This window comes from Pseudomonas sp. ICBG1301, assembly GCF_016918385.1.
Taxonomy (GTDB): domain Bacteria; phylum Pseudomonadota; class Gammaproteobacteria; order Pseudomonadales; family Pseudomonadaceae; genus Aquipseudomonas; species Aquipseudomonas palleroniana.
This window is the reverse complement of sequence record NZ_JAEKGB010000008.1, coordinates 20,093-31,829: the sequence shown is the minus strand read 5'-3', so window position 1 is coordinate 31,829 and position 11,737 is coordinate 20,093. Positions and strand designations below refer to the sequence as shown.

The window sequence follows — 11,737 nt, the reverse complement described above, 5'->3', positions numbered from 1 at the left end:
TCGACGGTCTCAGTTCACAGCGGACGTCGCTTCGACATGACGCGGCAAGGTCACCCGGATACGGGTGCCGCGTTGGCTTTCGGTGTCAGCCGGGCTGTCGATGGTGATTTGTCCATAATGCTCTTCAACGATGGAATAGACCAGTGCAAGGCCCAGACCGGTACCTTCACCTGGATCCTTGGTGGTGAAGAAAGGTTCGAACAATCGGTCCATGATGTTCTGTGGAATGCCGCTGCCCTCGTCTTCCACGATCAGGTCGATCGTGTGCTCGAAAGCCTCGCTCTTGACACGTACCGCGCTGCCGGCCGGTGATGCGTCACGGGCGTTGGACAGCAGGTTGATCAACACCTGCGCCAGACGTTGGGAGTCGCCGTCGACCCAGTGATCCGGGTCGCACAGATTGAAAAACTGTACTTCGAAATTGCGCCGGTTCAAGGCCAGCAGCCCAATGGCATCCTGCGCCACCTCGGCCAGGCACACGGCTTCATCCTGGTTCTGATGCGCCCCTGAGTGGGCGAAACTCATCAGCGATTGCACGATGCGCGAAACACGTTTGGTCTGCTCAAGGATTTGCCCGCTGATCTCGGTGATCTCGCCGTCTTCTTCGCGTTCTTCGCGCAGGTTCTGCGCCAGGCAGGCGATACCGGTGATCGGGTTGCCGATTTCGTGAGCGACACCCGCCGCCAGTCGGCCGATGCTGGCCAGGCGCTCGGAGTGCACCAGTTTGTCTTCGAGCATCTGGGTTTCGGTCAGGTCTTCCACCAGGAGCACCAGGCCGCTGTTGCCGGGGGCGAGGGGTTCGTCAATCGCCGCCTTGTGCAGGTTGAGCCAGCGGGTCTGGCCGTCGAGGGCCAGATGCTGCTTGTGCAAGTGTTCGTCGGGCAGGTTGATGAAGCCTTGCAGCAGTTCTTTCCACGGCTCGCCCAGGGTATTCAAGCGTGAACCTACTACCCGCTGGGCGGCGATGCCGGTGAGTTCTTCCATGGCTTTGTTCCACATCAGAATCTCTTGATCCTTGGCCAGGGAGCACACACCCATCGGCAGTTCCTGCAGAGTCTGGCGGTGGTAGCGACGTAGCGCATCGAGTTCGGCGGCGAGGCCGGTAAGGCGTGAGTGGTAGTCCTCCAGCCGGCTCTCGATGAAGTGGATGTCTTCGGTGACGTAGTTTTCACCGCCGGCCTTGTAGGGCAAGAACGTTTCGACCATGTCCTGGGACACGCTCGGCCCCATGAGGCCGGAAAGGTTGGCTTCGATACGATCACGCAGGCGGCGCAGCGCATAGGGGCGGCGCTCGTCGAACGGCAGGTAGAGATCGCGCAATGCCTGTTCGACTTCTTTCTGGGCCGCCTTGGCACCCAGTGGCTTGGCCAGTTGCGTGGCGAACTCCTGGGGTGAGGCGGCGTGCAGCTCGCGGCGTTGTGGGCGACGTACGTTATCCACCGCGCAGGCTTCAGCGGCGCTGGTTTCTTCGGGGCTGGCGTTGGTGAACAGCGAGATCAGGGTGAACATCAGCACGTTGGCGGCCAGGGACGCGATCGCCGCCATGTGCCAGCTGGTGTCATCCAGCACGTAAATCATATTCAGCAACGGGATGTAGAAACCCTGGAGGTTGCCGACCAACGGCAACAACATGGTGACGATCCACACCAGGATGCCGGCCAGCAGCCCGGCGACAAAACCACGGCGATTGGCGGTGGGCCAGTACAGTACCGACAACACGCCCGGCAGGAACTGCAAGGTGGCGACGAACGCGACGATCCCGAGGTTGGCCAGGTCTTGCCCGGCGCCCAGCAGCAGGTAGAAACCATAGCCGGCCATGATGATGGCGACGATCAGTGCGCGGCGCGTCCATTTCAGCCAGCGGTAGATATTGCCTTCGGCGGGCGGCTGGTAGAGCGGCAGGACCAGATGGTTGAGCGCCATCCCCGACAGGGCCAGGGTGGTCACGATAATCAAGCCGCTGGCCGCCGATAAACCGCCCACGTAGGCGAGTAGCGCCAGGGCCGGGTTATTCGCGGCGATACCGACGCCGAGGGTGAAGTATTCCGGGTTGGTGGTGGCCCCCAGCTTCAGGCCGGCCCACAGGATCAGCGGCACTGCCAGGCTCATCAGCAACAGGAACAGCGGCAAGCCCCAACTGGCGCTGACCAGTGAGCGCGGGTTGAGGTTCTCGGTGAAGGTCATGTGGTACATGTGCGGCATCACGATCGCCGAGGCGAAGAACACCAGCAGCAGCGTGCGCCACGGGCCCTCCTGCAAGGGGGTGTGCAGGGCGGCGAGGGCGGTCTGGTTTTGCAGCAACCACAGCTCCAACTGTTGCGGGCCGTCGAACACGCCATACAGCGCGTAGAGGCCGACGCCACCGATGGCGATCAGCTTGATGACCGACTCGAAGGCTATCGCGAATACCAGGCCTTCGTGTTTTTCACGGGCGGCAATATGGCGCGAGCCGAAGAAAATCGTGAACAGGGTGATCAACGCACAGAAGGCCAGGGCAACGCGATGCTGCACCGGCTCGCGGGTCAGGATGCTGATGGAGTCGGCCACCGCCTGGATCTGCAGGGCCAGCAAGGGCAGGACGCCAATCAGCATGAATACGGTGGTCAGTGCGCCGGCCCAGGTGCTGCGAAAGCGAAAGGCAAACAGGTCTGCCAGGGACGACAACTGATAGGTGCGGGTGATTTTCAGGATCGGATACAGCAACACGGGCGCCAGCAGGAATGCGCCGGAGACCCCGAGGTAGCTGGAGAGAAAGCCATAGCCGTATTGATAGGCCAGGCCCACGGTGCCGTAGAACGCCCAGGCACTGGCGTAGACGCCCAGGGACAAGGTGTAGGTCAGCGGATGGCGAATGATCGCCCGCGGAATCATTCCGCGCTCACTGATCCAGGCGACGCCGAACAACGCGGCCAGGTAGGCGGCGCTGATCAGCAGCATCTGGGTGAGGCTAAAGCTCATCGGCATCTTTTTGGCTCTGCAGGATGAAAGTCACGACGATCAGGATCAGCCACAGCAGATAAGGGCGGTACCAGGCGCCCGTGGCGTCGATCCACCAATCCATGATGGCGGGGGAAAACAGGTAGATCCCGACGACCAGCAGCAGGACCAATCGATAGATGTACATGTTGGCCTCTGTGTGAAAACGTGCGGCGATGGTAACGGATGGCTGGCAAGCTGCAAGCGCCTTCAGCTTAATTGCGCTTCCGCCAACGTGAGTGTGCGCGGGATCTTTGCGGCATCCCAGTGCGCAATGCCCCAATCGAGCAGCTCCCGTGGGCTGGCGTGGAGCAGTTCGTCGCCCGGTTGCTGGCCAAGGGCACGCAATGCTCTCAATAGCAACGGCGTGGCCTGGTCGGGTGCCAGCGGTGGGGAACGGTAGGATTTGCCCAGTTTGTTACCGTCCGGCTGGATGATCAGCGGCACATGCAGATAGCGCGGCTGGCGCAGCCCCAACAACTCTTGCAGATACAGTTGGCGCGGTGTGGAGTCGAGCAGGTCGGCCCCGCGCACGATATCGGTCACCCCTTGCCAGGCATCGTCGAGCACCACGGCCAATTGGTAGGCATACAGGCCGTCTCGACGCCGGATGATGAAGTCGCCCACGTCGCGGCCCAGGTGTTGTCGGAATTCGCCCTGTACACGATCGGTAAAGTGGTACTCCAACTCTGGAACACGCAAACGGATGGCGGCGTCCTGCTGATCATGACCGGCATTGCGGCACAGGCCCGGGTAAATCCCGTTGTAGGTTTCCAGCTGTTTGCGTGAGCAGGTGCAGGCGTATGCCAAGCCGTGGCTGAACAGGTCATTCAGCACTTTGGCGTAGGCATCATGCCGCTCGCTTTGTCGGACCAGTTCGCCATCCCATTCAAAGCCGTAGCTTTCCAGGGCATGCAGAATAGCCGCCTGGGCGCCGGGCTCTTCACGCGGAGGGTCGAGATCTTCCATGCGCATCAGCCAGCGGCCATGGTTGGCGCGAGCATCGAGGTGGGAGGCGAGGGCTGCAACCAGCGAGCCGAAATGCAGGTGGCCGCTGGGCGTGGGGGCGAAACGCCCGATATAGGTAGAGGCTGTCATGGGCCGGATACTACTGGAATTCGGTAAATCCCAGAAACCAAAATGGGGCGTTCGCACGCCCCATTCGTTCAGTTCGGCAGGAATTACTTGCCGACCTGTTTTTCCTTGATTTCAGCCAAGGTCTTGCAGTCTACGCAGAGGTCTGCGGTAGGACGAGCTTCCAGGCGGCGAATACCGATCTCGACGCCGCAGGATTCGCACCAGCCGTATTCCTCGTCTTCGATCAGTTGCAGGGTCTTGTCGATTTTCTTGATGAGCTTGCGTTCGCGATCACGGGCGCGCAGCTCGAGGGCGAATTCCTCTTCCTGGCTGGCACGGTCGGCCGGGTCCGGGAAGTTGGCGGCTTCGTCCTTCATGTGGTCAACCGTACGGTCGACTTCCTGCATCAAGTCCTGCTTCCACTTCTTCAGGATATTGGAGAAGTGTTTGCGCATGGGCTCACCCATGTACTCCTCACCTTTTGTCTCGACATAAGGTGTGAAGCCGCTGAGGGCTGAGGATTGTTGTTGCTTTGCTTGGGTGGACATGAATAGACCGCCTCTCACTCTTCTAATCCATTGCGCAGGATTGCAACGTCACCGACACCTGCCGGCCCTGCGGCTGCAAGCGGGCGAACTTACCAGATAGATTCGGGGTGCGCCACTCCCGGTTGTCGAGGCCCATCGCACGGGGGCGTAAATAGCAGCGGCCCGTCGTGGCTGGGTATGAATCGTCTCGAATACTGATTTTAGTCGTTTTGCGCGTGTGTGCCCGCACCGTTCAAGTGGCCGAGCAGGCAATAGAACATGTTTTACGGCGTGGGTTCGGTAGAATCTGGATTTTGTCCTCACGGTTAAGGAAGGCTAATGGCTCAGCCCTATAGTGCGCGCAGTCGCGCCATCGAACCTTTTCATGTCATGGCGTTGCTGGCGCGCGCCAATGAGCTGCAGGCGGCGGGTCATGATGTGATCCATCTGGAAATCGGTGAGCCGGACTTCACCACGGCCGAGCCGATCATTCAGGCGGGGCAGGCGGCCTTGGCCAACGGCAAGACCCGCTATACCGCGGCTCGTGGGTTGCCTGAGCTGCGTGAGGCCATCAGCGGGTTCTATCAGCAGCGCTACGGGCTGGATGTCGATCCTGAGCGCATTCTGATTACGCCCGGTGGCTCCGGCGCCTTGTTATTGGCGAGCAGCCTGTTGGTGGACCCCGGCAAGCACTGGCTGCTGGCGGACCCCGGCTACCCCTGTAACCGGCATTTCCTGCGGTTGGTGGAGGGGGCTGCGCAGCTGGTGCCGGTAGGTCCGGAGGTGCGTTACCAATTGAATGCCGATCTGGTTGAGCGGTATTGGGATCACGACAGCGTCGGCGCGCTGGTGGCTTCGCCTGCCAACCCGACCGGTACGATTCTTACGCGTGACGAATTGGCCGGGTTGTCGAGGGCAATCAAGGCGCGCAAGGGCCACGTGGTCGTAGACGAGATCTATCACGGCCTCACCTACGGCACTGAGGCTGCCAGCGTGCTGGAAGTCGACGATGATGCCTTTGTGCTCAATAGTTTTTCGAAGTATTTCGGTATGACCGGCTGGCGCCTGGGATGGCTGGTAGCGCCTCCCGCCGCTGTCGGGGAACTGGAGAAACTGGCGCAAAACCTCTATATCAGCGCGCCAAGTATGGCCCAGCATGCGGCGCTGGCCTGCTTTACCCCACAAACCCTGGAGATCCTGGAGGCGCGCCGCGCTGAATTCGGTCGCCGTCGGGACTTTCTGCTGCCGGCATTGCGCGACCTGGGCTTCGGTATTGCCGTAGAACCTGAGGGCGCTTTCTATTTGTATGCCAATATCAGCGCGTTCGGCGGGGATGCCTTCGCGTTCTGTCGCCACTTCCTCGAAACCGAACATGTCGCTTTTACACCGGGGCTGGATTTCGGCCGCCATCAAGCCGGTCACCATGTGCGTTTTGCCTACACGCAAAACCTTGAACGGCTAGAAGAGGCTGTGGAGCGCATTGCTCGCGGCTTGCAGAGTTGGCAAGGCTGATGCGCTTTCATCCTCCTCTGGAACAAGGGCGGCTGATTCGCCGTTACAAGCGTTTTCTCACCGATATCGAAACGGATGCCGGCGAGTTGCTGACTATTCACTGTCCGAACACCGGCTCGATGCTCAATTGCATGTTAGAGGGTGGGCAGGTCTGGTTCAGCCGTTCCGATGACCCCAAGCGCAAGCTGCCAGGTACCTGGGAAATCGCCGAAACGCCTCAGGGCCGATTGGCATGCATCAACACGGCGCGCGCCAATCAGCTGGTCGAAGAAGCGTTGCGTGCTGGGGTAATCACTGAGCTCAACGGCTTTACCGCGCTGAAGCGCGAGGTGCCTTACGGGCAGGAGAAAAGCCGTATCGACTTTCGCCTGGAATATCCCCAGGGCGCAGCTTATGTGGAGGTGAAAAGCGTGACGCTGGGGTTTGACGGCTCTTCCGTGGCGGCCTTTCCCGACGCGGTGACCCAGCGCGGTGCCAAGCATTTGCGTGAGCTGGCGCACTTGGCGCGTGAAGGTGTGCGGGCGGTGCAGTTGTACTGCGTGTGTCTATCGGGGGTTGATGCGGTGCGGCCGGCCAAGGAAATCGACGCAATCTATGCTGCCGCGTTGCTCGAAGCCAAAGCGGCCGGCGTTGAAATATTGGCGTATGGTGTACGAGTGACGTACGACGAAATCCGGATTGATCGGTCGGTCCAAATAGTTTTGGGTGATTGAAGGTCATTGCGGATTTCCTGATTATCACCACGATAGACGGCGATGCATTGATGCGCTCTGCAGAAGTGGCGTCCCACCTGTTTTCATAAGGTGGACGCCCAACGGATCGAATTAAGAATAGATGTCTGAAGTGAAGTTGAAGGTGCCCATCCCAATAGTTCACGGGCCAACCTACTGGAGGCATAGCCACCAACAATATCACCCGGACGGCGCTCAGCCCTGTTTACGACCAAATCAGATTTAGTGGCGCTCATGAACGCTGACACAAACTCCTGAACCGTAACGCCCCGCTGGGAGCCCAGATTGATGACCGGCATCTCAAACTGATTCAATGGCACCGCTAAGCTATTGTTGTCAAAGGCGAGTGCGGCCAGCACGTGGGCGGCTGCGAGGTCTGCGACGTCCACAAAGTCCCGAACAGTAGAGCCATCTCGGGTATTCCAGTCAGTTCCGTTGATTTGAAACGGCTGCCTCAATGTGGCGCATTGGATCAGAGAATTTAATAGGCTGCTTTTGTTGCTGCCTCTGAAGCCCGTTCTGAATGTGTGATCACTGCCAATGGGGTTGAAATATCGGAAGATGAGAAACTGAAAGTCCTTGGTGTTAGAGATATCTTTGAGCGCCAGTTCAAGAAAGTACTTGGATCTGGCATATGGGCTCATCGGGGTAGGGGGGGCATGCTCATCGAAACTATGCGCATTGTCTGCACTATAAAGCGCTGCTGTTCCGCTTAGAATTAACTTTTTTACGCCAAGGTCAAGCAGGTGGCTAACCATGCTTATCGACTTTGAAAAATTGTTTTCATAATAAATACTTGGGTGTGAAATCGACTCTGCTACGTCAATTTTGGCAGCGCAATGAATGACCAAGGATAGGTCAGGGTGGGCGCCGATGATTTGTGTCAAAAGATGTTTGTCAGCAATGTCCCCTTGATAGTATGAGAATTTATTATAGGTTTCATTAGCAGGGAGGGCTTGCTCATCAAGAATAACCGGCTGATGCCCGGCATCGGCGAGTGCCAAGCAAATAGTGCTACCAATGTAGCCGGCGCCACCAGTAATGAGAATTTTCATTTGATATTCCTGAATAAATCTAAAAAGGTGCATGTCGCAGTTGTCAGCTGATCTTGCGGGCATGCAAAATTAAACCTGATCCAACCGGGAGAACCGAACTCTTCACCGTTGGATACTGCAATTCCTGCTTGCAGAAGCTTGTCGAAAACATCGCCGTCGGTCTCGCGGGTATCAATCCAGGCGAGGTAGGTCGCTTCTGAAGGCTTATACTTAAGGGACGTATGGCGTAATGTAGTGTGGAGGACTTTTTGGTTGCTCTTGAGCTGTTGCAGAAGTGCTTGGAGCCAATCTGAACAATTGAAGTAAGCACTTTCAAGCGCCACAAGCCCCAATGCGTTTATGCCCGAGGCATAAAATGTCTGGGTTTCTTTAAACTTATCGCGAATTTTTGGGCATGGGATAACAGCGTAGGCGATGGATATACCGGCTAAGTTAAAGGTTTTGCTTGGGGATAAAAGGGTAATGGATTTATTCTCCAATCCTTTTATCGAGCCCGCTGGTAGATGGCGGCGCTGCCCCAGAATTATATCTGCGTGAGCTTCATCGGAGATGACGATTGTGTCAAGGTTTTTAATGCTCAACGCTAGGCTTTCAAGCTCCTCTTGAATTGAAACAATGCCAGTCGGGTTAGTAGGGTTGCATAGAACAATTGCAGACGGATTGGTCTGTTTTATATGACGTAGATCGCTAAGGGTAAAAGGCCTGCCGTTATCGGTCAACTCAATTGTGTAAGGTGTTAAATGAAAACCCTTGCTTAAATTAAGCAGTTTGTTGTAATTGGGTGACTGTAGCATGACAGTTCCCTGAGGACACGTGCTTTTGATAGCTGTCCTGACACCCGATATCGTATTCGGAACTATAACTATCCATTCTTTCTGTATGCTCCAATCATACTGATTTTTGCACCAGTGCTGGATAGACTCGTAAACGGAATACGGGATGTTAGGATAAGAGAAGTGTCCCTCTTCAATCCTTTTTCTGACAGCGGAAATTATGGCGTCTGGCGTTGCAAAAGCCATATCCGCTACCCAGTGAGGTTGTGCTTCAGGATACTTGGCTAGTGCTAGTGTGTTTTCCGCTTGGCGAGTGATCGGGCGTAATTCCGTCACTGGAAAAACTCACTCATTGCGGTGAAGTCTAGATCGTCATAACACCTACCTTGATCCGCCTCTAAAATAGAAAGTAGGCATCGAGATAAATCCAACCTATAACCGCTAAATTCATCTAGGGCGTACTCTATATCTTTTTTTGCATACTTTAACTTGCAATGAATGTCCTGATGGTTTCGTGCCAGGCTTTGGTTGAGCTTTTGTCGGACGATTGAATTCATCCAGAAGTCATCATGTGAGGTTATTATTTTTACGGCCAATTCGCTTTGGGGCAGTGTCTCCATCAGGTGTAGCATTTGGCCAAGAAGTCCAAGCGTAGTCAGTCCCCAAAGGTTATAGAATAATTTGAATTGTGTTGCTGTGCTGATAAAGTCGAACGTGTAAATTTTCGAAGAAGTAGCTTTGAGGAATGGGTCATGTTGAGTGTCTGCGCTTTCCGAGTGCACGAAATAGATCAGGCTACCTTTCAATGCTCCCGTTTTGCTGCCTGTAAAAGGAGCTTCAATAAAAGTCAACTGCTCATCATTAAAGGAGTTGCCTATTTGCGCGATGGCGCTGCAGGTGAGTGTTGAAAGTTCAATGAATATTGTCTGGAAGGCCTGGTTGGTCAGAGCAGCTGATAAGATATTGTTCCAGACTTTTGTGGCAATTTCTGCGCTGGGAAGGCAAGAAACTACATAGTCATATTCTGAGAAATCAATTAAGTTCAATCTTGTCATTGTCCGAGAGAAGTAGTCAATTTTCCACTCGGTTTTGCTGAGATGTTCGGCCAAAGACGTAGTAATCAAACCTTTTCCAATAAAAAGGATATTATACATAGGTGCACCCATTGAGCGTAAATGAGTCTGATAACATGCCGAGCTTGTACGTCGTGATGGGTGATATTCCCAGAGTTTTCAGAACGGGAAGTTCAGCGGCTATCGAGGTGCATCGTAGAGTCGGCGTACATGTGTAGTCACTGATATCCAGTGTTGACAGGCCTTTTACCTCTACATCAGGTGTGCGATAGTTTCGAAAGGTGAGGTGCGGAAGCAGTAAGATATCTTCAATCTCGTCATGTGTGGACTTTAAGCTTATAAAGTTTTTAGTATTTTTCCACTCAAATTGACTAAAATTGTTTTTGGTTTCTACGGTGCCAATGTCTTTCAAATAGCCCAGTAAGGCTCCGCGTGCAATGGAGTGCGGTGCGTCGACAACAGCAAGTACCGGGAAGTAATAGCGAACGGAGTTTAATGTAATCGCGATTTTTAAAATGGCTTCATGGCTTGTAATAAAATCATCTTCGGTAAAGCAAGTTGACCGCATTCTGGAAATGGTCAGAAGTACAGTGTTTCCAATTACAGCATCATTCGGCAAGAACTGTAGCGCTTGCGCGAGTGCAGGCTTTGGAACCCTCGAAGAAAATTCCGCTTCAAACTGAATGTGGAGGTTTTCACATTGAAACTTCCAAGGCGCTATCATTATTTATCTCTCCACTTGGCTATTAGTCGAGCTGACATTGATCTGTCCCTAGCGGTCACCGGCGGAAGCGTGTGAATTAGAGGGGGTTAGATGATTGAGTACGCAGAAAAAAAGCAACGCCACGGCGCAGCATGTCGTGAAAACCAAAGGGGCTCCGCCATATTTATATAGTAGAGGGCCTGCGAAGTAACCGATGGTGATTCCGATGAAAGTGTACAGTCCACGGGTACCATTTGCTTTAGCTGTCAAGCCATGTGGGATTGTGCGCTGAAATTGGTTGTGGGATCTCAGAAACATAATTTGAAAAGACACGCCAACGACAAAGGCAAGGGCAATTATCACGACATCTGACGTAGCGTAAATAAAAGCCAGTTCAGCGATAGCTATGGTAATTATTAAAAGGCCATATCGGTTGAATTGGCCGGCGAAGAAACGCTCGAAAATACTATTGGCAATAATTAGGCCTATAACTTGTGAGAGTAAAATGTTTGAGTAAAGTTGTATTGGGTTTGCCGATATGCTTTGACAGTATTTGAGCAAGGTGCTGAGAAAAAGGCCGGACAATAACATGCCTATAAATATAAAATGATGGGCTGATGTAAGCATTTGAGAAGCGATGCGGTCTGACTTTATTGATGTTAAGTCTTTGGGGCGGGGCGGGATCGATGACGTGCAACTGCTTAAAATTATGGAACTTACAAGTAGGCCAAAAGCGAGGTGCAAATAGTTGTCAGTAGCCGTTACTGCGAGGAGTATGGGCGCCAGAGCCATCGCTAAAGTTATCGATAGCTGCATGCGAGTGTGGGCTTGGGAAAGTTTGGATTTATCTACTTCGTGGTTTATGGCTGAAAGTCGGCGAAAATTTATTATACGCAGTATGGCGCCGATATTGAATGTCAGAAGGCAGCCCCACAAAAGTGCTTGGTTTTGATTGAATAGAAAAAATGATAAAGATGCAACTATCGTAAATAAGCCTATCAGGCAGAGAAAACGTCTTTGGTCATAGTTGTCAATTGATGGTGCTATGGCCAAACCTACAAAAACAGTAGAGGCGGACATGGCGCTTAAAAATAAAGACATTTCAAATTCCGACAGACTCAAATGGTTTACAATGAGCGGTATCGATGCCTGTGTGAATCGTTCTGTGAGCGATATAACAAAGCATAGAAGTATGATGATTTGGTTTTTAGTACGCCTCACTGCCTTTCCTTTTAATTGTGTCCGGAGCTGAAGTTTTCGCAGGGATTGCACCGTCCTCGAGTATGCAGAGAGTTGGCTGCCTGTTAAAC

11 protein-coding genes are annotated in these 11,737 nt (G+C 54.0%); 2 read left to right on the top strand and 9 right to left on the bottom strand.

Features of this window, described 5'->3' with window-relative positions; all coding sequences use genetic code 11:
• Positions 1-9: 9 nt before the first annotated feature.
• The 4 genes from JBE38_RS19535 to dksA form a co-directional block, all read right to left on the bottom strand.
• Positions 10-2,964: a sensor histidine kinase gene (locus tag JBE38_RS19535; RefSeq protein WP_161548368.1), complete on the bottom strand. Its 2,955-nt coding sequence runs from the start codon at positions 2,962-2,964 to the stop codon at positions 10-12.
• Positions 2,948-3,124, bottom strand: coding sequence for a hypothetical protein (locus tag JBE38_RS19530; RefSeq protein ID WP_003176118.1), 177 nt, complete (start codon positions 3,122-3,124; stop codon positions 2,948-2,950). The genes JBE38_RS19535 and JBE38_RS19530 overlap by 17 nt, the downstream gene beginning before the upstream one ends.
• Positions 3,125-3,186: 62 nt before the next feature.
• Complete coding sequence (gene gluQRS / locus JBE38_RS19525) at positions 3,187-4,074, bottom strand: tRNA glutamyl-Q(34) synthetase GluQRS (RefSeq protein ID WP_205344930.1); 888 nt, start codon at positions 4,072-4,074, stop codon at positions 3,187-3,189.
• Between the two features lie 83 nt (positions 4,075-4,157).
• Positions 4,158-4,601, bottom strand: coding sequence for an RNA polymerase-binding protein DksA (gene dksA, locus JBE38_RS19520; RefSeq protein WP_060752245.1), 444 nt, complete (start codon positions 4,599-4,601; stop codon positions 4,158-4,160).
• Between the two features lie 318 nt (positions 4,602-4,919).
• Here dksA and JBE38_RS19515 point away from each other — a divergent pair, with 318 nt between their 5' ends.
• Together JBE38_RS19515 and sfsA are read left to right on the top strand one after the other, a co-directional pair.
• A complete protein-coding gene (locus JBE38_RS19515; RefSeq protein ID WP_205344929.1) occupies positions 4,920-6,092 on the top strand; it encodes a pyridoxal phosphate-dependent aminotransferase in 1,173 nt (390 codons plus the stop codon).
• Entirely contained in the window at positions 6,092-6,805 is a 714-nt protein-coding gene (gene sfsA / locus JBE38_RS19510) for a DNA/RNA nuclease SfsA (RefSeq protein WP_205344928.1), read from the top strand. Before JBE38_RS19515 ends, sfsA begins: the two co-directional genes overlap by 1 nt.
• A gap of 83 nt (positions 6,806-6,888) precedes the next feature.
• Here the strand turns inward: sfsA and galE are convergent, their stop codons facing one another.
• The 5 genes from galE to JBE38_RS19485 are packed head-to-tail and all read right to left on the bottom strand — an operon-like array spanning position 6,889 to position 11,648.
• The gene (gene galE, locus JBE38_RS19505; RefSeq protein ID WP_161548365.1) at positions 6,889-7,878 is read right to left on the bottom strand and encodes a UDP-glucose 4-epimerase GalE; all 990 of its coding nucleotides are present in this window, start codon (positions 7,876-7,878) and stop codon (positions 6,889-6,891) included.
• Positions 7,875-8,987, bottom strand: coding sequence for a MalY/PatB family protein (locus tag JBE38_RS19500; RefSeq protein ID WP_090365809.1), 1,113 nt, complete (start codon positions 8,985-8,987; stop codon positions 7,875-7,877). The genes galE and JBE38_RS19500 overlap by 4 nt, the downstream gene beginning before the upstream one ends.
• The gene (locus JBE38_RS19495; protein ID WP_205344927.1) at positions 8,984-9,805 is read right to left on the bottom strand and encodes an NAD(P)-binding domain-containing protein; all 822 of its coding nucleotides are present in this window, start codon (positions 9,803-9,805) and stop codon (positions 8,984-8,986) included. The genes JBE38_RS19500 and JBE38_RS19495 overlap by 4 nt, the downstream gene beginning before the upstream one ends.
• Positions 9,798-10,448, bottom strand: coding sequence for a hypothetical protein (locus JBE38_RS19490; protein ID WP_090365812.1), 651 nt, complete (start codon positions 10,446-10,448; stop codon positions 9,798-9,800). Before JBE38_RS19490 ends, JBE38_RS19495 begins: the two co-directional genes overlap by 8 nt.
• Positions 10,449-10,496: 48 nt before the next feature.
• A complete protein-coding gene (locus JBE38_RS19485; RefSeq protein WP_342592923.1) occupies positions 10,497-11,648 on the bottom strand; it encodes an MFS transporter in 1,152 nt (383 codons plus the stop codon).
• Positions 11,649-11,737: the final 89 nt, after the last annotated feature.